This window comes from Lysinibacillus sp. Bpr_S20 (assembly GCF_023337835.1).
In the GTDB taxonomy this organism is placed as follows: Bacteria; Bacillota; Bacilli; order Bacillales_A; family Planococcaceae; genus Lysinibacillus.
On sequence record NZ_JALNLQ010000012.1, the window covers coordinates 94,407 to 117,981 of the forward strand.

20 protein-coding genes and 2 riboswitches are annotated in these 23,575 nt (G+C 37.4%); of the genes, 8 read left to right on the forward strand and 12 right to left on the reverse strand.

The features are described from left to right. Window positions 1-18: 18 nt before the first annotated feature. From MWJ95_RS21580 to MWJ95_RS21590, 3 genes are all read right to left on the reverse strand, one after another. On the reverse strand, window positions 19-1,212 hold the full coding sequence (locus MWJ95_RS21580; protein WP_249075630.1) for an NAD(P)/FAD-dependent oxidoreductase: 1,194 nt from the start codon (window positions 1,210-1,212) through the stop codon (window positions 19-21). Between the two features lie 381 nt (window positions 1,213-1,593). Beyond that, window positions 1,594-3,237, reverse strand: coding sequence for a sensor histidine kinase (locus MWJ95_RS21585; RefSeq protein WP_249075631.1), 1,644 nt, complete (start codon window positions 3,235-3,237; stop codon window positions 1,594-1,596). Next, complete coding sequence (locus MWJ95_RS21590) at window positions 3,234-3,935, reverse strand: response regulator transcription factor (protein WP_249075632.1); 702 nt, start codon at window positions 3,933-3,935, stop codon at window positions 3,234-3,236. The genes MWJ95_RS21585 and MWJ95_RS21590 overlap by 4 nt, the downstream gene beginning before the upstream one ends. Window positions 3,936-4,038: 103 nt before the next feature. On the opposite strand from MWJ95_RS21590, the gene MWJ95_RS21595 reads away from it, so the two are divergent. The 3 genes from MWJ95_RS21595 (at window position 4,039) to MWJ95_RS21605 (ending at window position 6,633) form a co-directional block, all read left to right on the forward strand. Then, window positions 4,039-5,211, forward strand: coding sequence for a DUF418 domain-containing protein (locus MWJ95_RS21595; RefSeq protein WP_249107219.1), 1,173 nt, complete (start codon window positions 4,039-4,041; stop codon window positions 5,209-5,211). A 204-nt stretch (window positions 5,212-5,415) separates the two neighbouring features. Continuing rightward, a complete protein-coding gene (locus MWJ95_RS21600; protein WP_249075634.1) occupies window positions 5,416-5,970 on the forward strand; it encodes an SLOG family protein in 555 nt (184 codons plus the stop codon). A gap of 348 nt (window positions 5,971-6,318) precedes the next feature. Beyond that, on the forward strand, window positions 6,319-6,633 hold the full coding sequence (locus MWJ95_RS21605; RefSeq protein WP_249075635.1) for a hypothetical protein: 315 nt from the start codon (window positions 6,319-6,321) through the stop codon (window positions 6,631-6,633). A gap of 41 nt (window positions 6,634-6,674) precedes the next feature. Here MWJ95_RS21605 and MWJ95_RS21610 read toward each other — a convergent pair whose 3' ends face one another. The 3 genes from MWJ95_RS21610 to MWJ95_RS21620 form a co-directional block, all read right to left on the reverse strand. Then, window positions 6,675-8,003, reverse strand: a complete 1,329-nt coding sequence (locus MWJ95_RS21610) for an L-cystine transporter (protein ID WP_283164816.1) — start codon at window positions 8,001-8,003, stop codon at window positions 6,675-6,677. A gap of 313 nt (window positions 8,004-8,316) precedes the next feature. Next, a complete protein-coding gene (locus MWJ95_RS21615; protein ID WP_249075637.1) occupies window positions 8,317-9,273 on the reverse strand; it encodes a GGDEF domain-containing protein in 957 nt (318 codons plus the stop codon). Beyond that, entirely contained in the window at window positions 9,233-10,132 is a 900-nt protein-coding gene (locus tag MWJ95_RS21620) for an EAL domain-containing protein (RefSeq protein ID WP_249075638.1), read from the reverse strand. Before MWJ95_RS21620 ends, MWJ95_RS21615 begins: the two co-directional genes overlap by 41 nt. Before the next feature lie 415 nt (window positions 10,133-10,547). Between MWJ95_RS21620 and MWJ95_RS21625 the strand changes: the two genes are divergently transcribed. From MWJ95_RS21625 to MWJ95_RS21640, 4 genes are all read left to right on the forward strand, one after another. Continuing rightward, window positions 10,548-10,733 carry a hypothetical protein gene (locus tag MWJ95_RS21625; RefSeq protein ID WP_249075639.1) on the forward strand — a complete coding sequence of 62 codons (186 nt, stop codon included), beginning with the start codon at window positions 10,548-10,550 and terminating at the stop codon, window positions 10,731-10,733. Beyond that, complete coding sequence (locus MWJ95_RS21630) at window positions 10,723-12,141, forward strand: amidase (RefSeq protein ID WP_249075640.1); 1,419 nt, start codon at window positions 10,723-10,725, stop codon at window positions 12,139-12,141. The genes MWJ95_RS21625 and MWJ95_RS21630 overlap by 11 nt, the downstream gene beginning before the upstream one ends. Window positions 12,142-12,327: 186 nt before the next feature. Then, window positions 12,328-13,488 carry a PucR family transcriptional regulator gene (locus MWJ95_RS21635; RefSeq protein ID WP_249075641.1) on the forward strand — a complete coding sequence of 387 codons (1,161 nt, stop codon included), beginning with the start codon at window positions 12,328-12,330 and terminating at the stop codon, window positions 13,486-13,488. 102 nt (window positions 13,489-13,590) lie between these two features. Next, on the forward strand, window positions 13,591-14,472 hold the full coding sequence (locus tag MWJ95_RS21640) for a DMT family transporter (RefSeq protein WP_249075642.1): 882 nt from the start codon (window positions 13,591-13,593) through the stop codon (window positions 14,470-14,472). A gap of 40 nt (window positions 14,473-14,512) precedes the next feature. Here MWJ95_RS21640 and MWJ95_RS21645 read toward each other — a convergent pair whose 3' ends face one another. The 6 genes from MWJ95_RS21645 to MWJ95_RS21670 form a co-directional block, all read right to left on the reverse strand. Continuing rightward, complete coding sequence (locus MWJ95_RS21645; protein WP_249075643.1) at window positions 14,513-15,082, reverse strand: YitT family protein; 570 nt, start codon at window positions 15,080-15,082, stop codon at window positions 14,513-14,515. 296 nt (window positions 15,083-15,378) lie between these two features. Then, window positions 15,379-15,900: a DUF2179 domain-containing protein gene (locus MWJ95_RS21650; protein WP_249075644.1), complete on the reverse strand. Its 522-nt coding sequence runs from the start codon at window positions 15,898-15,900 to the stop codon at window positions 15,379-15,381. Between the two features lie 345 nt (window positions 15,901-16,245). After that, complete coding sequence (locus tag MWJ95_RS21655) at window positions 16,246-16,389, reverse strand: hypothetical protein (RefSeq protein WP_249075645.1); 144 nt, start codon at window positions 16,387-16,389, stop codon at window positions 16,246-16,248. A gap of 359 nt (window positions 16,390-16,748) precedes the next feature. Then, window positions 16,749-18,047 (reverse strand): nucleobase:cation symporter-2 family protein, encoded by a 1,299-nt coding sequence (locus MWJ95_RS21660; protein ID WP_249107220.1) that lies wholly within the window; start codon window positions 18,045-18,047, stop codon window positions 16,749-16,751. Then, entirely contained in the window at window positions 18,047-18,631 is a 585-nt protein-coding gene (locus tag MWJ95_RS21665) for a xanthine phosphoribosyltransferase (protein ID WP_249075647.1), read from the reverse strand. Before MWJ95_RS21665 ends, MWJ95_RS21660 begins: the two co-directional genes overlap by 1 nt. A gap of 188 nt (window positions 18,632-18,819) precedes the next feature. Further along, window positions 18,820-18,921: riboswitch (purine riboswitch) on the reverse strand. Between the two features lie 502 nt (window positions 18,922-19,423). Then, the gene (locus MWJ95_RS21670) at window positions 19,424-21,247 is read right to left on the reverse strand and encodes an APC family permease (protein ID WP_249107221.1); all 1,824 of its coding nucleotides are present in this window, start codon (window positions 21,245-21,247) and stop codon (window positions 19,424-19,426) included. A 174-nt stretch (window positions 21,248-21,421) separates the two neighbouring features. Further along, window positions 21,422-21,573: riboswitch (cyclic di-AMP (ydaO/yuaA leader) on the reverse strand. A 551-nt stretch (window positions 21,574-22,124) separates the two neighbouring features. On the opposite strand from MWJ95_RS21670, the gene MWJ95_RS21675 reads away from it, so the two are divergent. Continuing rightward, window positions 22,125-23,390 carry an Nramp family divalent metal transporter gene (locus tag MWJ95_RS21675; protein WP_283164810.1) on the forward strand — a complete coding sequence of 422 codons (1,266 nt, stop codon included), beginning with the start codon at window positions 22,125-22,127 and terminating at the stop codon, window positions 23,388-23,390. Window positions 23,391-23,575: the final 185 nt, after the last annotated feature.

The following is a 23,575-nucleotide window of genomic DNA, read 5'->3' on the forward strand; positions in this document are numbered from 1 at the left end:
GCCTCCCTTCATTCGTAATTACATAGTGCCCTTCAACATTCCATCCCAGTACATAACAGGTAGTAAATCCTTCTTCATGAAATACATACTGGATCTTTCTACTGCCTGGTTGAAAGGCATAGATTCGACAGGCTCTTTACTGTAGTCAAACTCCGCCAATATCAGTTTGTTGTAGCCTGTTACAATTGGGCAAGAAGAGTAGCCATCATACATTTGCGTCATTGGCTGTTGTCTCATTAAAGCAATAAGATTTTGTGCAACGATAGGAGCTTGCTTGCGTATAGCTGCCCCCGTTTTAGATGTTGGTAGATTGGCATTGTCACCTATTCCAAACACATTGCCATACTTTTTATGCTGCAAAGTAAATTTATCAACATCTACCCAGCCACATTCGTCTGCTAATGCACTTGTTCGTATAAACTCGGGTGAACACATATAAGGTGTCACATGAATCATGTCGTATTTAATTTCTTCAACTGTGCCCGTATCTAAATTTTCAAAAATAGCTATTTTTTCATCAGCCTTAATTTCAATCAAATTACGACGGAATCGAGCATCAATATTTTTCCGCTCTATAACTTTTTCAAGCGCTTCACGATATTTCAAAACATCGAAAATAGCTGGATTGGCCGAGCCAAAAATAACATTAATATTGTCACGAACATTGACTTTATTAAAATGGTCCTCTGCTAAATGCATAATTTTTTGTGGAGCACCGCCACATTTTACCGGAGAGTTTGGATGTGTAAACAATGCAGTTCCTTCTTTAAAATTGCGGATCGTATCCCATGTATAATCCACATGTTTAAAAGAATAATTACTACATACACTTTTAGTCCCCAACGCCTCTTTCAGCCCTTTAATAGCTCCCCAGTCAATTTCTATCCCACCAGCAACTACTAAAAAGTCATACGTGTATGTTGTACCATCTAGTGTTATTACCTGATTTTGATTGGGGTCAAAACTACTAACAGCCTCTTTTAACCAAACAGCTCCTTCTGGGATAACAGAAAGCATCTCACGTTCAGAGTCCCACTTATTTGCTGCACCACCTCCCACCAATGTCCAAAGTGGTTGATAATAATGTTTTTCTGCAGGATCTATGATGGCAATCTCCCCTTGAAGCGAATGAGATTGACGGAGTAAGCGTGCCGCTACCGAAATACCAGCAGTTCCTCCTCCAACGATGACTACTTTAAAAGAAGTCTTCATGTGTATATCCTCCTTATCATGCTGTCTTTCGTATACAACTTTTACACCTTAATAATAGGTTTAAGAGTGAGCCGTTCATATAGGGGTAATCCCCTAAAAAATTACACTCTAATACTCAAATAGCGCAAAAAAGGCAGTACAAGGTGAATGTTTCATCACTTGTACTGCCCTAAATAACAGTGTTTTACTTTACTTCTTCAATCAAAAACTAGCCATCAGCCATAACGTGGAGTTGATTTCCGTTCCGACTGAGAGCTTTGCTTTCGCACTGGGGCGTCCGATGAATCGCCCTAGTCGATAAAAACTGAAATTTTTCCGATAAAACGAGATTTAATTCTGATAAATCTTCAAAAAATACCCCAACTTTTAGGCCAGAAACTGCTACTTACATTTAAATTTCATTACAAAGACTGTACCTTCCGCTCCTGATTGAACACTAATGGTACCGTTATGTAGATCAATTAACTGCTTAGTAATAGCCAATCCTAGACCTGTACCCGTTGTATCGTCCGTTGTATTAGTACCACGATAATATCGCTCAAAAAGGTTATCGAGCTCCTCCTGAGGAATCCCAGGACCTTGGTCAGCAATGGTTAGCATGATCTCCTGGCCTACATTTTGCGCTTCTACGTTTACCTTTGTACCTTCAGGCGTATATTTTTTAGCGTTGGTTATAAGATTATCTAAAATGCGCTTTAATAAAAGCTCGTCCGCTTCAAGCATAACATCCCCATAAACCTTTACAGACACTTGCTCATCAGCTAATTGAGGTAACCATACATTGAGTGGTATCAACACTTTTTCAAGCTGTATCGCTCTATTTTTCAGTTGGTACGTATAGGTTAAGTCTCCTATAAGGGCATCCATATACGTTGCCTTCTCCTGCATCGTAGTGGCAAAGACGCGCATTTCTTCTTTCGTCCACTCATAATCCTCAGAAGCAAGCATTGTTGAATAGCCATAAATCGAGCTTAAAGGTGTCTTTAAATCATGCGATAAGCCCGTTATCCATTCCTCGCGTAATTGCTCTGCATGCTTAATTTGTCTTTCATTGGAGGAAAGACGTTCTGATAAGTTATTAATCGATTCATCGACAGGCTGGAATAATTTAAACTTCCTCTTTAGCTTCCCTGTCTTCCGATGATGGATACTTTTATCCCTTTCTTTACTGTAGTTAAATTGCGTTAGTCGCTCGATACGAGATATTACATAAACAAGCGGACGAACAAATTGACGGGAAATACTAATCGATAAAAAGAGGATCCCTATTAACACAATAATATGTCCACCAAAGAACACGGAAACGAATAGCACCATCGCTTTATTAAAAGGCTCGTCAAATGGCTTATACGCTGGATTTGGCATCCGTACAACAAATGTCGAGCCATCCTCTAACGCTACATTTTGTGTAAGTTCTTTATTCTCAAAAATATCGTATTTTTCTTCTATCAACTGAGGCTTATTTAACTTTTTATAACGCTCACCAATGACTTCTACACGATCCCACTGTTCATTATAGATTTCAACAGAAGCCTTCTTATCCTGTAAACGTTGGAGTAGCTCTGAAGAAATCTCACCTTTTTCCTTCCAATCCTGAACCGCTTCTTCAAAAAGCGGTTGTACGGGGAAAGCCGGGAGGAATAATAAATGGTATTTAGGAATCGCCCACGTGTGCATCCCTGGCCGTTTAAGAGACATTATTTCGTTATCTGTCAAGCTACATAGTTCACATTTGTCTCCTGTGTAATCAACAATGTCCATCGATCGATTGAACAAATATAATTGCCCTAAGTTCTCCTCAGCTCGCTCCACTAAATAATCAGCAATTTTAATGGATTCCCCATTTTCAACGATAGCATCATCTTTAATTTCAGAGGAAGACATGATATGAATATCATCACCGACATGACCATTAATAAAGCTAGCAAAAAACACAAAACTAATAATAAAGCCAGAAATGATTAGTAAATAAAATATGATGAAATAAGATACAAAACGAAGCGTTAATCTTCTAGCTGGCTTCATGATTGAACGTCTCCAACAAGTTTATAACCAATACCCCTTACAGTAATAATGCAGGTTGGCTTACCTGGATTCTTTTCTATTTTTTCTCGCAGTTTTCGAATATGTACCATTACGGTATTATCATCAAACAAACAGTCACCCCATACGCGTTCGTAAATTTGTTCCTTCGATAACACTTGCCCTGCATTTTCACATAAATATTTCAATAAATAAAATAACCTACCGCTAATAATTTCCTTTGTGCCATTTACAGTCACCTCTGCCGCATCGATATCGAATGTAAATCGACTGCATGAAAACAAATGACTTTTAGGCACATCCTTTTTCTTCAAATATCTTGTAAGCTGGACCTTGACCCTTGCAACAAGCTCAAGTGGGTTAAATGGTTTCGTAATATAATCGTCAGCCCCATTCATAAAACCACGAAGCTTATCCGCATCACTACCTTTTGCAGTTAAAAAGAATATAGGCGCTTCACTTTGCTCTCGAATCATATTCGCCATATCAAGTCCACTACCATCCGGGAGCATAATATCTAATAGATAAAAATCAAAAACCTGCGTTTCAATTTTCTTCTTTGCTTCTTGAACAGATTTGCAGAGAGTAATGTTTAAAAACCCTTCTTTTCTTAAGATAATTTCAATCATTTCTGCAATTGCATGTTCGTCCTCTAATACTAAAATTGATGCGTCTTGCATGCTATCACCTTCTTTTAAGATTACTTTAAGGTAGCCATTATTTCACCATAAGCTTTCCCAAATACACTATGTATAAGATAACCAATTAAGGAGATAAAACGCAATGACAACTAACCGTGTTACCTTCATAGATACAATGCGTGGGTTTAGCTTATTCGGCATCTTAATGGCAAATCTATTGATTTTCCAGTTTGGCATGTATGGCAAAGATGAACTAAAAGATCTGTCCGCCCTCGATAATGGAGCCTGGTACTTTGTAAAAATCTTTATTGAAGGTTCCTTTATGCCGATCTTCACCATTTTATTCGGCTTCTCTCTTATTAAACTTATAGAGTCTATTCGTAGAAAAAAAGATAAGAGTCGATGGTCCATTTTACGCCGTGCAACTGGGTTAATCGCCTTAGGTTTACTACATTCAACGCTTTTATGGGAAGGCGATATATTATTTTCCTACGGCTTTATGATATTGTGTTTAATCCCATTTATTAATCGCAAACCAAAAACTTTATTTATTTGGTCTGGCATCTTCTTAATACTGATTACCAGCTTAACATTTGGTTCCGTTGAAAAAACTAAAAAAGAACAGCAAGAAATAGCAACCTTTGTTGAGAAAGCCGACAATGTATACGCTAATGGAAGCTACTTAGACATTTATGATTTCCGTGCAAATACTCTACCTCCTGGCATGGATGATGCAGGTTTAGTCATTTTCTTATTAATTTTCCTCGCACCAATGGTTACCACTTCATTGACTCTTTTCGGTATGGGGCTCGCGAAGAAGCAAGCTTTTATGAATATGGATGACGAAAAGAAATGGTATAAGCTCGGCGCTCTGCTTGTTCCAATAGGGCTAGCTTGTAAGAGTCTTAGTTTTATAGAAAGCAATTTTTCCGGAATGTTATTAACAGGTGGATCTGAATTATTAGCAGTTGGCTATGTCTGCCTTGCAGCTTTAGTATATAAAACTCGCCCTGTACAACGTCTCGCTCCTGCCTTCGAGAGTGTCGGTAAACTATCTTTAACCAATTATCTAATGCAAACCATTATTTGTACAACAGTATTTTATGGATATGGTCTAGGCTTATACGGCAAGCTCGGTGTATTTGGCGGTATTTTATTTGGAATCGCCTTATATAGCTTGCAATGTGTTTTCAGCCTTGCCTATTTCAAGAAATTTAAACGCGGACCATTTGAAACTGTATTGCGTGTATGGACGAATTGGTCTTGGAACGGACAGATTAAAGTAAAAAAGAAAGGAAGTACTTTACATGAATAGTGACTCCAAAGAGGACTTTACAGATACATGGTGGTTCTTAGGAATCTGTACTGCCGTAGCTGTAGTTTTAACACTATTTGCTTTTTCATAACACAATAAACTTTACTTGGGAACAACTATACAACACTATCTTGGAATTCGTTTTCACTTGCCCCCTACTGTATACTATGACTACACATACTATACAGCTTAGGGGGCGTTTTTTTGCTACAGCGGATTATTATTACTGGCTATAGACCACATGAATTAGGCATTTTTAATGACAAGCACCCTGGTATTGCCATTATAAAGAAAGCACTAGAAAACCGTCTACGTATATTAATCGATGAAGGGTTAGAATGGGTGATTATTAGTGGTCAGCAAGGTGTAGAAACATGGGGTGCCGAGGTTACTCTTATGTTACGAAAGGAGTTTCCTCACTTAAAATATTCTGTTATCACGCCTTTTTTAGAGCAAGAGAAAAATTGGCAAGAACATAAAAAAGAAAAATATCAAGCATTAATAGCTCAAGCAGATTTTGTAACAAGCGTAACGAAAAAGCCATACGAGGCTCCATGGCAATTTATCGAAAAAGACAAATTCATTATCCAAAACACAGATGGTCTGCTGCTTATTTATGATGAAGAGAATGAAGGCTCCCCTAAATATATGAAACGTCTTGCAGAAAAGTATATGGAAACACACGACTATACACTTTTAATGATTACTGCGTATGATTTACAAGTAGTAGCAGAAGAAATGCAGCAACAAGATTGGTAGAAAAAATTGCTATAATTTTCTGATAATTATATACTTGAACTATATTATGGATCATCACAATAGCATGTGGTTGATTTCCGTTCCGACTGGGCGCTTTCCTGGGGGCGTCCGATGAGCCGCTTCACTCGCGCTGCTCGCTCCAGGGTCTCGGGCCAACACGAGGTTGGTCACGAAGGCGTTATCACAGGATGTGATGTTCTTAGCCTTCGTTCCCCTATCGCTGATCCCCAAGGAGTCGCCCAGCCTCCACTTCAATCAACTTGTATAAAAATAGTATTTCTTTTAACGAATATAAACATTTTCTTTTCTACCCTTCAGTGCTAATTTCTAAAAAGGAGCTGATAACATTTGAGTAAAAAAATCGAAATGGTTCTTGAGTCGTCGCCGGTGAATGTTTCCCACGATACGTACCGAAGAGAGTGCAGATATACACGTGGAATTCATATTGAAGAACAAGAGTTTAGAGCTATTTTAGATTCAATGTGTCACGATTCTCGCTTGTATTTTGATTTTCATAATCCTCGTAGGGAGATTAAAAAAGGAACCTATTTAAATGGACACTCTGGATTAGCGCAAAGCATCTATAATTACTATAAAACTAATTATGACATTGAAATTAACGAACTAATTAATGGCAAAGATTTTTACGTAAAAATAATATAGAAAAAAGAGCTACTCTAAAAATTAAGAGTAGCTCTGCTTTATTATAGGTCCGATACTTGGGCACCTAATTCTTTATTGTTGTACATTTCAGTGTCCAATTCTTTTGTAATACGTGCTGTTGTCACACCTGCAGTCATTGAACCACTTACATTAAGAGCAGTACGGCCCATGTCAATTAATGGCTCAACGGAAATTAATATACCCGCAAGTGCAATCGGTAAATCAAGTGCTGATAATACAAGAATGGCCGCGAATGTCGCACCACCACCGACACCAGCTACACCAAATGAGCTGACAGCTACAACTGCAATAACAGTAATGATAAACACCGGATCAAGCGGATTAATCCCAACTGTCGGTGCAATCATAATCGCTAGCATTGCAGGATAAACACCAGCACAGCCATTTTGACCGATAGATAAACCAAATGAGCCCGAGAAGTTTGCAATACCCTCTGGTACGCCAAGACGACCTGTTTGTGTTTTAATGTTCATTGGCAAAGCACCTGCACTTGAACGTGAAGTGAAGGCAAACAATAATGTTTCCGCAGTTTTCTTTAAGTACGTAAATGGATTTAAACCACTTAAAGTAAGAATGAGTAAGTGTACTAATAACACAATAAATAACGCTACATAAGACGCTACAACAAACTTACCTAAGTTATAGATTGCCCCGAAATCAGATGTTGCCACTGTACGTGCCATAATTGCTAAAATACCATATGGTGTTAAACGTAAAACAATTGTTACAACGCCCATTACTAATGCATAGATGGCATCCAAGCCTTTTTTAATAGTAGCTGCAGTATCTCCATCCTTACGTGCTACACGTAAGTAAGCAAAACCTAAGAATGCTGAAAAAATGACAACAGCAATTGTTGATGTAGAACGAGCACCTGTTAAATCTAAGAATGGATTTGCTGGGAATAACTCAATAATTTGCGTTGGTAAATCCGGTGCAGTTAATCCAGAAGTTTTTTCCTCTAAATATGCTCCGCGCTCTGCCTCAGCAGCACCTTGCATAATATGGGAAGCATCTAAATGAAACACTGTTGCTGAAAAAATACCAACAGCAGCTGATACAGCGGTTGTGCCGATTAAAATAGCTAAAATAAGAGCGGCCATTTTACCGAAGTTTTTACCTACCTTCATTTTCGTAAAGGCTATTAAGATGGAAATGAAAATTAATGGCATCGCAACCATTTGTAATAATTTAACATACCCAGTACCGATAATATTGTACCAACTTGTTGTTTTTGCTAATACATCCGAATCAATACCATATATTAAATGCAGTCCAAGACCAAGTACAATACCTAAGCCTAGAGCCGTAAAAACACGATTTGAAAACTTAACGTGCTTTTTATTCATAAAATATAAAATTCCAACGAACACGAGTAAAACGGCAACGTTAAGAATAATTTGTAATGTTGACAATTGAAAGCCTCCTAAGAAGTTTAATTATAATGTAAATCGAATTATATACCTATAATCCCTATAATTCAAGTATGTTTTATTTAGATTAATAATTTCCTAAAGTAAGGCGATTTATTTCTTTTGATTATGCCCTTAAAATCGAATTTCATAATTCAGCCCATCTCCGTTGTAGAAAGATCCGTTATAAAAAAAGACTGTGGGTAAGCTCAAGTTATTACGAGCTTGCCCACAGTCTGAAATACTTCATTTAATGAACGAGGTAAATTTCTTTTTCATGGTCATTAATAAGGTAACAGCTTCCCGAAATTCTTTTACATTGTTTTTTCACACGTGTCACCGCATCCGACAATTGATCAACAGATTCAAATTGCTGATATTGATTAGTAATAACCGCAATGGATAGCGAAGTACAAGAAAAAGGCTCTAGTTTACCAGCCCTATTTCGTACTTGTAAATGGGTTAAATCCTCTACATCATAAAAGCTTAAAATACATGCTTCAAACTCATCAATAATCCTTTGACAGATTGGCGCAGCTTCATAATGCGGAAGAATTGCAACAAAATCATCTCCACCAATATGCCCTAAAAAATCTTCTGTACAATCTATATTTCTTTTCAAAATATCTGTTAAATACAGTAAAATCTTGTCTCCTTTATTAAAACCGTACGTGTCATTGTATGATTTAAAATGATCTAAATCAAAATATATTAAACTAAATTGTGATAGCTGTAATGCTCCCTCTAGCTTTTCATCAATTAATTTATTGCCAGGAAGACTACTTAATGGATTTAAAAAACTAGCAATAGCTACTTGTGTCTCTACGAGCTTTAACAATAGCTCTCGAATACTGACTACACCATAATATAAGTCATTTCTCGTTACAATCACATCATCATATAAGTCCTCTGGAGGTCTAGACATTGCTAACGTACTGACTTCTGTTATTGGTATATTGCGATCTACCATTAAAGGATTCTCTTTAATAATAAGCTGATTATGCCGTCCCATAAATAAATTATAGCCATAGCGTGTACCAATTTTTTGATAGAAATGTGTACGTGTAATATGCCCAATTGGTTTGTCATCTCGAACAACAACCACACTACGTAATGACGGATTACTTGTAAACAGTAAATCCACCTCTTGATTTTTCACGAATTCATCAATACAAGGAACGTTTTCTATGACTTCCCCTATCTTCATGGCCATCCATCCTTATTTTCCCCAATTGTATTTCCTTTGCGGGTTTCCCTATCGCATAACCTTGCGCGTAGTGGATTCCAATATCATGTAAATAATGAAGCTCTTCCTGACGTTCAATACCCTCTGCAATAATTTTGGTCTCAGCCTGCTCTGCGTATCGCATCAGCAATGTAACAAGCTGCTGCTGCTCGCTGTTTTTATCAATAAATTGTATTAAGGAACGGTCTAGTTTAATAAACTCTGGCTTTAAATAAATAAGTGTTTTCAAGCTATTATAGCCTGAACCCATATCATCCACTGCAATTCGATAGCCCTGTGATCGGTAATGTGATAATACACGTTCAAACTCTACAAAATCTATCACAGCACTACGTTCAGTTAGCTCAAACACTACTTGCTGTGGTTTTATGCCAAGCTCCTTTAATAACTGCAAGGTTTCACCACTATGGTAGTTCTTATCTAGTAACACATTAGGATGTATATTGACAAATACTAAAAAACTCTCGTTTATCCATTCTCTATGCAGTCGTTCTTTAAAACGCTGTAATGAAAGATTACGACAAAAGCATTCAAATAAAAATACACAGTCCGTTTGCCCAACAAATTCATAAAACTGATCGACGCTATTAAACAATTCCGAAGGCTCCGGACGGTTTAGTGCCTCGAAACCAAGCGTCTGCCTCGTCTGTAAATCGACGATAGGCTGAAAATAAGTATGTAAATTCTTGTCCTGCATAATTTGCTTCAATGCTTTTAAACGTTTTATATAGAGCGTATTGTTTTGATGCTGCCCGTATAAATACTTTAAATAAGAAAATAAATTACTTGTTTTTATGCTTTGTCTCACAACAGACTCCATTTTCGCACCTCTTAAATTGGTTATTAGGATCTATTGTACGCTTTGGTTGTAAATGTACTGTGAATAATATGTAAAAAGAGGTGGCTCTAGCACTAGAATTCCTTTTCAATAGTTAACACCGCTCTATTAAAAGTACTCTTAATTACTTGATAGAGTAGTATATTTTTCGCAATAAATTATATATTCAATCAATTCATTGATATATATTGTAAATAGTGTATGCTTGTAATAATAGTATTTTATTACCTTTTGCAAGAATTTATTATTTTTATCGTGAAATAATTAATTATCTCCAACTCCAGGGAAGCATCAGAGCTTATCCCACTCTATGGCGATGATTTTTTATAATAAAAAATCTGTTCTTTATAGGGAGACCTATTTAGATAAAAACTATTTTCAAGGGAGGATCCTGTTAATGAGTTTGTCGATTCAACAATTATTGGAGAACAAAGGAATTACACCAAAATCTGAACACCTTGAACTTCTAAAAGCACGTTGGGAAGGTATGCAATCCCTTCGTGGTAATTTAGAAGGCATCGCTATTGATGATGCTGATATCGCTATCCGTAGCATCCCTGGAGGTGACCACATTGACAACTGATTTACACTTAAAATCTGTTGAAGAGCTAGCACCTTTACTTGAAACTAAAAAACTCTCTCCTGTCGAATTAACGAAAGCAATTTTAGATTTTGCTGAAGAAAGTCAGCCTAAAATTAATTCATATATGGCTTTTTATCGTGAAGAAGCCTTAGCACAAGCACAACTGGTAGAAAAAGAAATCTTGAATGGACAGTATCGAGGAATGTATCACGGAATTCCTATGGCACTAAAGGATAATTTGTACTTTAAAGATAAGATAACAACGATGTCATCAAAGATTCATAAGGACTTCGTTTCAAATTATGATGCGACGGTTGTAGAAAAGCTTCGTCATGCCGGTGTTATTTTCACAGGTAAATTAAGCATGCATGAGTACGCATGGGGCATCACGAATAATAACCCTCATTACGGACCCGTTCGCAATCCATGGGACTTAGATAAAATTCCTGGTGGTTCTAGTGGCGGCTCTGGCGCAGCAGTTGCAGCAGGGGCAAGCGTTGCATCATTAGGTACAGATACAGCTGGCTCTATTCGAATCCCTTCATCAGCCTGTGGGATTGTCGGCTTAAAGCCTACTCATGGACGTGTCAGTAAATATGGCTGCTACCCTCTTGCTTGGAGCTTAGACCATATAGGTCCAATGACAAAGACAGTAAAAGACGCAGCTGGCTTACTTGAGGTTATTTCTGGATTTGACCATAGAGACCCTACTTGTACAGACGTGCCAACAGAAAATTATGTACAGCAAATTTCAGGCAATGTGAAGGACTTAGTCATCGGCATCAACGAAGAATATTTCTTTAACCGCGTTGATTCAGATGTAGAAAAGGCTGTTCGAGCAAGTATTCAAAGCTTAGTAAATCAAGGAGCCAAGGTTGAAATCGTTCGCATCCCATCCTTGCAATATGCAGAATGGGCAGAGCTCGTTACTTCCCTTTCGGAGGCAGCTGCTATCCATCATTCTGATTTACAGAAAAGACCACAGGATTTCGGAGATGATATTCGTCTGTTATTTGAGCTAGGTGAATTACCTTCTGCCGTTGATTACCTACAAGCTCAACAGGTACGACGACAAATAAAACAAGAGTTCACACAGATTTTTAAGCAGGTTGATGTACTTATTACGCCTACATTACCTGTAGTGGCAAGTACTATTGGTGATGACTTTGCCTATTTAAATGGTGAAAAAGTTGATTTAATTGATAATATCATTCGTTTTACAGGCCCGAGTAACTTAACAGGGTTACCTGCCCTTTCCGTTCCTTGTGGCTTTAAAGATAATTTACCAGTAGGCCTGCAAATCATTGGTCCAGCCTTTAAAGAAGGTCGTATTCTTAACGTTGGTTACGCTATTGAACAAACGAATCCGATGAAAAATAGAAAACCTAATATTTTCGCTAACATCTAAATTTGATAAAAGTGAAAGAATCTGCTTGCTTTCCGGACTTTGTCTGTAGAACTTCAGCAGATTCTTTTTAATTGGCTAATTGATCAACGATTCGAATTGCCTTATCGCTATTTCACTGTGTTTTATCAGTTATAATAAGTCATAGAAGTAAAAGCTCAATTACAAGAAAGGTTGTTTGATAGCCTAATGAACGTAGAGAACTTTTTACAATTGCCTATTACAAAAGATTTTACTGTCGTTGCTGGTCGCAATGGATTACATAAACCCGTTCAAAATGTGGAAATTCTAGACTTCGAATTTTCACCTGATATCCAAACGGTGAGAGAAACGGTTTTTTCACCGAATAGTGTTGTTTTAAGCAGTTTATTATTCGCAAAGCAAACACCTGAATATTTATGGAATGCCGTGAAAAACCTTATTGAACTAGGCGCAAGCGCTCTAGCTTATAAACCTGTTATTTATAAGGATTTACCAGAGGAAGTAATCGCTTATGCAGATGAACAAAATTTCCCGATATTGCGATTTGGCGGAGATGAATTTTTTGAAAAGATTATTTTAGAAACGATGGCCTATGCAAAAACGCAGGATTATTCATTCTTTTTAGATACAATCATGCGACGCCTTATGGAGGAAGAACTAACTGCTGAGCAGATACAGTCAATTTTACAGCAAATCAATAAACCTTTTGAAAAATATGTATTTGTTGCTAATATTCAATTGCAAGATCACGTAAATAATCAATGGATGCAATCTTTTTTTCAATTAGAGCCTCTATTGAAATTGGGGATGATTTGTACCTATAAAAAGAGCCTCTTTATTGTAATGACCCATCCATCCCAACATTTTCGATTTGAAAAACTTCTCAATGAATGGCTAACGATGTATGCAATTTCAACGGATTCATTGACCTTTGGCTATAGCCGCTGTCACGTAACACAAACAGACTTCCCTATTGCTGTTCGTGAAGCCTTTTATGCACGTATCATGGCTGAAATTAACACAACTTCTATATGTCACTATGAGAACCTTGCTTCCGATTGGTTGTTAATTGAATTGCATCGTAAGGACGCTAAATTTGCTATGGACTATGTAAATAGCTATCTCGGTCCCCTACTTATAGAAGAGGCTGATCCAGATTTAATGAAAACCGCTATCACCTATGTCGTAAAACAAGGAAATATTAAAGAAGTAGCCGTTGCTCATTTCTGTCATCCAAACACAATCCGTTATCGTCTGTCAAAAATACGTCAGCTAGTAGCACCTTTAGAAAATGATTATGTTTTTTATGAGCGTATAGCTGCAGCCGTTAAATTGTACTTATTACATAGCAAAACGAATGTTGAATGACAGCTTTGGAATAAGTACAAAAAAACGCCTGAATTTTTAGAATTAAAATCAACCTATTTTCTCCCATCTCATGCTATTCTATTGAAGTTAGGAGGAAGAATAATGAAACAATACATAGCTGATGGTATGCTATTAGTCACTGCAATCGTTTGGGGTAGCGGTTTTGTCATAACGGCAATTGCATTGGAATATTTAACAGCCTATCAAGTAATGGCAGGTAGATTCTTATTAGCTTCCATTATATTGACGGTCTTATTCGGTGCTAGATTAAAAAATGCCTCAAAATCGGTTATTTGGAAAGGTATTTTATTAGGAAGCATTTTGTATATTGCTTTTGCCCTTCAGACAGTAGGATTACAATATACGACACCCTCTAAAAATGCATTTTTAACCGCTGTCAATGTCATTATTGTCCCATTAATTGCGTTTGCGGTTTACAAGCGCCGTATAGATGGCTATGAGATTATCGGTTCGATTATAGCTATTGTTGGTATCGGCTTGCTCTCTCTGCAAGGCTCGCTAACAATGAATATTGGAGATGCACTTTCCTTAGCATGTGCCGTCGCCTTCGCTTTTGATATTTTTTGCACAAACCTTTTTGTACAAAAGGAAGATGCCATTGCTCTCACGATTATTCAATTTATCACAGCATCTGTTTTAGGTATCTTGGTCGTAGTCAGTCAAGGCGATATCCCGACCACTCTTGAAAAAGAAGCTATCTATTCAATCATTTATTTAGCCATTTTTTCAACTACGCTCGCCTATCTTTTTCAAAATATTGCGAACCAATATACATCTGCTACAAAGGCTGCAATTATCCTGTCTACAGAATCTTTCTTCGGCATGATACTATCCGTTATATTCTTACACGAGGTATTAACTAGTCGTATGGTCGTAGGTGCTGTCATGATTTTACTCGCCATATTAATTGCAGAAGTAAAGCCTGCACACCCTAAAAAAAGAATGATGAAAAGCTCTCGATAGCGAATTCCAAAATAGTTTCAGTCCTACTGAAGCTATTTTTTTAAACACGACTAGTCATGATACTTGTCGTAATTCCTACTACTAAAATTGTAATAATCGAAAGCAATAATGTATTAGAAGATAAAAGCAGTCCCCCAATGACGATGACGATTGAATCTATCACGAAAATAAGTATCCCGACATTAATTCCGGTTTTATCACTTAGAAATTGTGCAATCAAATCTGTACCACCAGTGCTTGTCTGAAATCTAAGCATCAAGCCCACACCAAAACCCATAAGCACCCCTCCAAATATAGCGCTATAGATAGCGTCTACCTGAATAAGATTCCGAACGGGCTTTAATAAATCGATACTAAGTGAAGATGCGATTAATCCATGTATACTATTGTAAAAATAAGCTCTGTATTTATACCAAGAAATCACAAAGATTGGAATACTAATAATGATGATCATTAAACCTATTTTAAGCTTATATATATAGTGTAAAATAAGCGCTATCCCTACAACTCCCCCATCTAAAATTTGATAGGGTGTTAAGAATAAATTAATTCCTAATGATACCGCGGCACTTCCTATAACAATGACCAAGCCTTTCGTAAAAAAATACATAAAACCCCCCTCCGAGACTTAGCATGTTTTTATAGTATGAAAAAATCGAATTGAACATGTTATTGTTCACGTCTGTCGGTGTAATAGTACTACTATTTTTTATCGAGCTTGGTCGCTAAATTTCTCTATAAATTGTGTGAATACAATACAAAAAATGGATCATCATCAAACGTGTGGTTGATTTCCGTTCCGACTTATTTACATAATAGACGTTTTAACAAAGTCATCCACAACTTTTGGTGATGAACAAAAAAATGCCCTTCTGCATATAAACAAAAGGGCAATGTTTGGGGCAACTATTTGTGTTTTACCTTCATTCGATCTAGCAAAAATCCACCTTTAAATGATTTAGGCTCGTACGAAATAATAAAAGCATTCGGTTCATAATGCTCAACAATTTGGAACAATTCCGTCTCACGGTTTCTCTTTGTTAAGATTTCATATTTATAGCGATTACTATCTCTACCTTCCCCAATATAGATTGTCACAGCAAATCCTTCATTACGAAGAAACTTTACAAGCTCTTCATTCTTATTTTGTGTATTGATCGTCGCATAGACATAGCCAATGGCCAGTTTCCGCTCAATGTTAGCACCGAGGAAAATACCTAAACCAAAACCAGCAGCATAAACAACCATCGCTAAAATACTTTGGTCTCCATTAAAGACAAGAGAAAGGCCAAATACATACACTAGCATTTCCAGCATCCCGAATATGGCAGCAAGGAACGTAATGTTTTTCACTAAAAATATTGTACGTAACGTTAAAAAAGGCACATAAACTAATTGAAGTATTACAATCAAAAATATACTCTTCATTTGTAAGAGACCTTTCAAAAAGTAGTTTTATATACTCTAAATATATGTTGTGATATCGACCTGCATTCCAATCGAATATGCCTCGTCACATTTCGGCTAAATCTGCTCAAAGAAATTAAAATGCGGCTATTTCCTTCATTCCCCAACAATAAGAATTTAAACATTTACTTTTTAAAAAAAATGTCACCTACTATAGAAGTAGATGACATTTTGTATGCTTCCCCATAGTCACAGAGCCATAGCTGCTACCGTTAGATAGTACTTTGTAGAAGGTCCATCAATGTCAGGAACGACCGACAGTGATGGATATAAAAAAGACACTCCGAAAAGAAGTGCCCCCAAATTTTATTGTATTTTCTTTTTGATTAGTTCATCTATGTAATATTCTTTAAGCCAAACTTCTAATTTCATTCTTTCTTCTTGACACATATGTGACTTCATAGTTACTTGTAGTTCTTTAATAACTTCTTCAGCAGTCTTTAAATTCATTTATACCCTCCCTTTCCACAAGTTTCATAATATTCTATATACAGATACTTTACAATAGCCATTTTTACCTTTATATAGGATAACATTATGAAATAAATGAGACAACTAGCTATTGCTGGTGAACTATAACCACCCATTTATACCCTTGCTTGGTTACACTTACAAATAGAATTCAACATAGGACAAATGAATTAAAAAAGCCGTCCATCTCCGAACGACTTCGAAATATTTCCTTATTGCCCATCGTATCCCGCATAAAAAATGCCACCTCCTCAAATCTAAATCAATAGATTAAAGGAGGTGACAACGTTCTTTTCATCAAAATATATTGTATATTTTGATGAATGTATTAAATTATTTTAAGCTTCCCCATGCATAGGGTCTTCCTTATGCTTCGGCCCAATCATGTTGAATAAAATATTAAGGATAATCGCTGTAACCGAACCACAGACGATACCGTTAGATGTTAAAAGAGAAACGCTTTCTGGTAGTGCATCGAAAATTCCAGGTACAACTGATACACCAACACCAAGGCTGACTGCAATTGCAGCAATCATAGCGTTTTCTGCTGATTCATTCATAACAGGTACTAGCATGCCCATACCTTGCGTAATGACCATACCGAACATCGCTAGCATTGCCGCACCAAGTACTGGTGTTGGAATAATCGTAGTTAACGCTGCGACTTTTGGTAGGAAACCAAGTGCTACTAGTAAACCACCTGTGATGTAAATGACTTTGCGATCTTTTACGCCCGACATACGTGTAAGTCCCACGTTTTGTGAGAAAGTTGTATATGGGAAAGCGTTGAAAATACCGCCAATCACAGAGGCCAGACCTTCTGAACGGTACCCACGTGATAAATCTTTTGAATCTAATTTTTTCTTACAAATATCACTTAGCGCAAAATAAACCCCTGATGATTCTACTAAAGAAACCATTGCTACAAGTGTCATTGTAATGATTGCAGATGCATTAAATGTTGGCATCCCGAAGTAGAATGGCTGCACCATGTGTACTACGGCAGCATCTGACACTGGGCTAAAATCAACCTTCCCCATAAATACTCCTAGGATTGTCCCCGCAACTAAACCGATTAAAATGGAAATTGCACGGACGAAGCCTGTAGAAAATCGATAAACGACTAAAATAACGACCAATGTAATAAACGCTAAGGTTACATTAGAGCCAGATGCAAAATCTGCTGCCCCTTGTCCACCTGCCATATTGTTTAAAGCTACTGGTAGTAATGAGATACCTATAATCGACACAACCGAGCCTGTAACAACTGGAGGGAAGAATTTTACTAACTTACCGAAAAAGCCTGCAATAATCATAACGATTATACCTGATGCAATAATAGATCCATAAATATCAGTAATACCTTGTTCAGGATTTGTACCGATTGCAATAATTGGACTAACTGCTGTAAATGTACAGCCTAGTACTACTGGCAAACCAATACCGATAAACTTACCTGAATACACTTGTAAAAGCGTTGCGATCCCACACATCATAATGTCAATCGCTACTAAATACGTCATTTGTGTTGAATCAAAGCCAATTGCTCCACCGATAATCAGTGGCACTAAAATGGCTCCAGCATACATCGCAAGTAAATGTTGAATAGCTAGCGTCGTCGATTTAACGGTATTCATTACGCATTAGCCTCCGCAGCAAATGTTACTTTGCCATCCTCAAGAGAATCTACAATTGCTAATGATTCTATGCGAACCCCTTGCTGGCGTAATAATTTCCCACCGTCTTGGAAGCCTTTTTCAATCACAATGCCGACACCTACAACATTTGCACCAGCTTGAGCGGCGATATCAAGCAAACCTTTGACAGCTTCCCCATTCGCTAAGAAATCGTCGATAATTAAAATGTTATCATCTTCATTTAAGAAACTACGTGATACTGAAATATCGTTTGTTTCATTCTTGGTGAAAGAATGTACTTTTGAAGAGAACAGATTATCTGATAGTGTTAATGATTTACGTTTACGTGCAAACACCACAGGAGCACCGATTTCAAGACCTAGCATGACAGACGGCGCAATACCTGAAGATTCAATTGTTAATATCTTTGTAATGACTTGATCAGAGAAACGGTTTGCAAACTCATGGCCTATTTCCTTCATAAGCATTGGGTCAATTTGATGATTTAAGAATGAATCTACTTTTAATACAGATGAAGATAAAACTTTACCCTCTTGCATAATTTTTTCGTGTAATAACTTCATTTTCTTGTTATCCTTCTTTCTTATAGTAATAACTCATTATGAGCGACTTACATTCCGATGCAGGCAAAAGCCAGAAGTAATGCAAGTAATAAAAAACGCTGAATACTTTGATTCCAATCATCTACGAGTGGAGCAAAGCATTCAGCGTAAAAACGTCGAAACGAATAGAAAACATACGATATGCAGTCTTCTAAAGCATTGCTACCCATAGTCGATTTATTTACGGTAAATCGGTAGAAACTTGCAAGCCGTATTCTTGCTATTATATGAGTGAAATAGTATTAAACTGTATCATCACCAAAACGTGTGGTTGATTTCCGTTCCGACTGGGCGCTTTGCCGCTGACGCTTCGCTTTCGCGCAGAGCAGAGCTTCCTGGGGGCGTCCGATGAGCCGCTTCACTCGCTATGCTCGCTCCAGGGTCTCGGGCCAACACGAGGTTGGTCACGAAGGCGTTATCACAGGATGTGATGTTCTTAGCCTTCGTTCCCCTATCGCTAATCCCCAAGGAGTCGCCCAGCCTTCACTCCAATCAACTAATTTACATAGTATACATTTTAACAAAAGTCATTCTCAACTTTTGGTGTTGAACCATTAAAGAAATTCCTAATATTTATCACGCCTTGGCGTCATTTCCAAAAATGGTACTTTATTCGGTATGTGCCTATATCTTACACATAGTAAAGTCTATTTTTTCGGAATTTACTGTCATTCTAGTAAATTTCAATTGCAAACGTTCGTGTTTTACAATTACGTTATGATTATATCAGACAATTTTCGAGCTTGCTAGTCATTATTTTGATAAATGGAATGGCACTGTCATAATGACGATATTTTTGTGAAATAACAGCGATGTACGAATTAATAAACTCGATTGATTGTGTAACATATGATGCCACCCTTTTTTCGGTAAAAACTGTGGAATGATCACTGTTACTTGGTAGCCTGATTTTATACATTGATGTTCAACCTTATCAATAAACTTCATCAACGGCTGCGTAATACTTCGATAGGGCGAATAGTATGTGACAAGCCGTATATTTGGCTGCCAAGCTTTCCATTTCTCCTCAAACGCTTTGGCATCTGCTTGATCGAAGGCTACGTAAAAGGCAATAATTTTATCAACGTTTAATGACTGCGCATAATGCAATGTGTTTTCGACTACTTTCGTCATACCAGCAACAGGTACAATGAAAACATTCCCCTCAACATCCGGTAATTCCTCATAATCTAATCTAAGTTGTTCACCAACTGTTTTATAATGCTGTTTAATACGGTGAAACGTCCAAATAATAATTGGTAAAAAGATAAACACTGGCCATACCTGCGGCAATTTTGTCACAAAAAACATCATCGCTACAATAAAGGAAATGATCGCTCCAACCGTATTGATTGTAAATTTAGCAAGCCAACCTTTTGGTTTTTCACGCCACCATTTTCTCATCATTCCAGCCTGCGCTAAAGTAAACGGAATAAATACACCAACTGCATAAAGTGGAATCAAATGCTCTGTTGTTCCATCAAATAACATGATTAAAACAATGGCAGCTAAACCAAGCATCATTATGCCATTGGAATAACCAAGTCGATCCCCACGAATCTGGAATATTCTTGGGATAAAACCGTCCTTCGATAAGTTGACAGCCAGTAAAGGAAAGGCTGAATAACCTGTATTCGCAGCAAGCACTAATATCATCGCTGTTGTTCCTTGCACGATATAATAAAAGATATTACGACCTACACTTGCCTCCGCTATTTGTGAAACAACCGTTTCTTTCCCATTTGGAGCAACTCCATAAAAATAAGCTAGGCTCACAATACCTATAAATAGCACTGCTAAAATACTACCCATGGCCAATAACGTTTTAGACGCATTTTTCGGCGCTGGATCTCTAAAATTAGGAATAGCATTTGAGATTGCTTCAACACCAGTCAAAGCTGAGCTTCCCGATGCAAATGCTTTTAATAAGATAAATAGACTGATACCTGCAACTGGTGTACCAACCTTTGGGTGCAACTGTGCAGGAACTTGCCCTGTTACTACGTTATAAATCCCTACCCCGATTAACATCAACATCACAATTACAAATAAATAAACTGGATACGCTAAAATGGAAGCAGATTCTGTAACTCCACGTAGGTTTAAAATCGTTAAACAAATCACAAAAAACACAGCGATTACCACGTTATAGGGATGCAAACTTGGAAATGCCGAAGTAATAGCATCTGTCCCAGCAGACACACTTACCGCAACGGTTAAAATATAATCGACAAGCAATGATCCCCCTGCGACTAGACCAGCATTGACACCTAAATTTTCCCGAGAAACTACGTATGCTCCACCACCATGCGGATACGCAAAAATAACTTGACGATACGAGAAAATAAGTGCTGTCAGTAACACCACTACTCCAGCAGCAATCGGTAGTGAATACCAAAAGGCAACCGTACTTACTGTCATGAGTACAATTAAAATTTGCTCAGGACCATACGCTACCGATGACAAAGCATCAGACGATAGTATGGCAAGCGCTTTTGTTTTACTAAGCTTTTGTTCCCCTAACGCATCAGATTTTAATGGTTTACCGATAATATAACGTTTTAATGAGGATTTCATATTCTACACCTTCTAGTTTCATAGAATGTGTTCCGCATTTCTAAATCGATTACACTTGTGCATAATCGGTTTTAGCTATCGCTGTGGCCTTATTTCATTAAACAAGAGAAAAAAAAGTCTACAAGTCATCACTAAATAAGACTTGTAGACGTTCATTCGTCTGCCAAGCTCCACTTTTCTGCTCTTAACGCTTACGAGGTTAGCTGTCGGATTCGGGCCTGAGTAGCCCTACCCTTCCATAAATGAAGAGATTCACCCCAAGGATTACCTATGTAATCCGTAAAAATTGGGTCCCCCGCGTCTAATTGCTTCAGCGATTTAGAAATTTGAAACTTTTATAATGATGTCATATTACGCCTGTAATTAAAAAAAGTAAAGATGAAAAGAGCAGTTACAAAAAATTTTTTTCACTTGCTATTTCGACTATTTTTAGAATGCTCCACTACCATTACGTATGGTTAATTTCCATGCTCCTCACTCCAAATAACTTATATTCCTGGCAAATATTATCCTTAACTTTCGGCGATGAATTTTTGTTTGAGGAATATTATTTTAATAGGAGTAGAAAATATGTGAATATCCGAATTGGAAATCAATTAAAAAGCCACCTTATAAGTATATTCCCGCATAAAAAAAAGCTACGTACATTAATCCTTAATCATTTTCAAAGAATCGAATATTTTGCTATGTTGCTTCAATACATTAGTACACAAACAGAATTCTTCCATTGAAGTGATTTACAAAAACATTTCGAATTAAGTAAAAAATTGAGCAAACTCCTTCACATTTTTTCATTCTAGCTATAAAATAGGAATATAACATTTTCCTCTAGGAAACTTTATTTCACTCGCGATACTCTTTGAAATGAGGGAACAACATGGTTTACAAACGCATGTCAAAATCGTCTGCTGAGGCGGTTTTAGATGGAGATATAACAGGTTGGCGACGAATCTTACCGTTTCTCGGCCCAGCCTTCATTGCAGCGGTTGCCTATATTGATCCAGGCAATTTCGCAACGAATATTACAGCAGGTTCACAATATGGATATTTACTGCTTTGGGTAATCGCCTTATCTAATTTAATGGCGGTCTTAATTCAATCCTTATCGGCAAAGCTTGGTATTGCGACAGGTAAAAATTTACCTGAAGTAGCACGTGAACATTTTTCTAAAAAAACTTCTATATTTTTATGGATACAGGCTGAATTGGTCATTATTGCAACAGACCTTGCAGAATTTATTGGCGCTGCACTTGGGCTATATTTATTATTCAATATTCCAATGTTACCTGCAGCGCTTATTACAGCAGTCGGCTCATTTGCTATTTTAGAATTACAGCGCAGAGGCTTTAGAGCGTTTGAAGCAGGTATTTCTGGCATGGTGCTTATTGTGGTATTAGCGTTTGCATTCCAAACATTTTTAGCACAGCCGAATTGGGGCGAAGTAACAATAGGCATGTTCACACCTCGCTTTGAGGGAGTAGATTCTATTTTACTGGCAACAGGTATTTTAGGAGCAACGGTTATGCCACACGCTATTTACTTGCATTCTTCATTAACCCAAAACCGCATCGTTGGCCGAAATGATGAAGAGAAGAAACGGATTTTCCGTTTTGAGTTTATTGATATAATCATCGCAATGATCATTGCTGGTGCCATCAATATGAGTATGCTTGTTATTGCTGCGGCAGTATTCCATACACAAGGCGTAGTAGTTGAAGATTTAGATATCGCTTATAACGGATTAAAAGAGGCGCTTGGTCCGATGGCGGCAGTGTCCTTTGGTTTAGGGCTTCTCATTGCAGGTCTTGCTAGTTCTTCAGTTGGTACACTTGCCGGGGACGTTGTGATGCAAGGCTTTATTCGAAAGAAAATTCCGCTCTATTTACGTCGAGCTATTACAATGCTACCTCCTCTGGTCATCATTGCAGCTGGCGTAAATGCGACTTATGCACTTGTCCTAAGTCAGGTTATTTTATCTTTTGGTATTGCGTTTGCACTTGTACCACTTGTACTGTTTACAAGTAAGCGTGACATTATGGGCAGCCTAGTCAATCGTCGTATGACAACAATTCTAGGATGGATTGTCGTGGTAATTGTAGTTACTTTAAATCTTTATTTATTATGGCAAACGGTATTTGGTTAAAAAAAGTGCCAGATACAAAGACCTTGATGTGGTCTTGTGTCTGGCATTTCTATATGTAAGGGGCATACTCTCTATAACGTGCGGTTGATTTTCGTTCCGACTGGGCGCTTTGTTGCTGTCGCTTCGCTTTCGCACAGATAAAACATTTGTTGCTGTCGCTTCGCTTTCGCACAGATAAAACATTT

Bases quoted from the DNA above. Each gene is read 5' to 3' on its own strand.
- MWJ95_RS21580 (WP_249075630.1), bottom strand. From the start codon at position 1,212: ATGAAGACTTCTTTTAAAGTAGTCATCGTTGGAGGAGGAACTGCTGGT.
- MWJ95_RS21585 (WP_249075631.1), bottom strand. From the start codon at position 3,237: ATGAAGCCAGCTAGAAGATTAACGCTTCGTTTTGTATCTTATTTCATC.
- MWJ95_RS21590 (WP_249075632.1), bottom strand. From the start codon at position 3,935: ATGCAAGACGCATCAATTTTAGTATTAGAGGACGAACATGCAATTGCA.
- MWJ95_RS21595 (WP_249107219.1), top strand. From the start codon at position 4,039: ATGACAACTAACCGTGTTACCTTCATAGATACAATGCGTGGGTTTAGC.
- MWJ95_RS21610 (WP_283164816.1), bottom strand. From the start codon at position 8,003: ATGAATAAAAAGCACGTTAAGTTTTCAAATCGTGTTTTTACGGCTCTA.
- MWJ95_RS21615 (WP_249075637.1), bottom strand. From the start codon at position 9,273: ATGAAGATAGGGGAAGTCATAGAAAACGTTCCTTGTATTGATGAATTC.
- MWJ95_RS21620 (WP_249075638.1), bottom strand. From the start codon at position 10,132: ATGGAGTCTGTTGTGAGACAAAGCATAAAAACAAGTAATTTATTTTCT.
- MWJ95_RS21625 (WP_249075639.1), top strand. From the start codon at position 10,548: ATGAGTTTGTCGATTCAACAATTATTGGAGAACAAAGGAATTACACCA.
- MWJ95_RS21635 (WP_249075641.1), top strand. From the start codon at position 12,328: ATGAACGTAGAGAACTTTTTACAATTGCCTATTACAAAAGATTTTACT.
- MWJ95_RS21640 (WP_249075642.1), top strand. From the start codon at position 13,591: ATGAAACAATACATAGCTGATGGTATGCTATTAGTCACTGCAATCGTT.
- MWJ95_RS21645 (WP_249075643.1), bottom strand. From the start codon at position 15,082: ATGTATTTTTTTACGAAAGGCTTGGTCATTGTTATAGGAAGTGCCGCG.
- MWJ95_RS21650 (WP_249075644.1), bottom strand. From the start codon at position 15,900: ATGAAGAGTATATTTTTGATTGTAATACTTCAATTAGTTTATGTGCCT.
- MWJ95_RS21655 (WP_249075645.1), bottom strand. From the start codon at position 16,389: ATGAATTTAAAGACTGCTGAAGAAGTTATTAAAGAACTACAAGTAACT.
- MWJ95_RS21660 (WP_249107220.1), bottom strand. From the start codon at position 18,047: ATGAATACCGTTAAATCGACGACGCTAGCTATTCAACATTTACTTGCG.
- MWJ95_RS21665 (WP_249075647.1), bottom strand. From the start codon at position 18,631: ATGAAGTTATTACACGAAAAAATTATGCAAGAGGGTAAAGTTTTATCT.
- MWJ95_RS21670 (WP_249107221.1), bottom strand. From the start codon at position 21,247: ATGAAATCCTCATTAAAACGTTATATTATCGGTAAACCATTAAAATCT.
- MWJ95_RS21675 (WP_283164810.1), top strand. From the start codon at position 22,125: ATGGTTTACAAACGCATGTCAAAATCGTCTGCTGAGGCGGTTTTAGAT.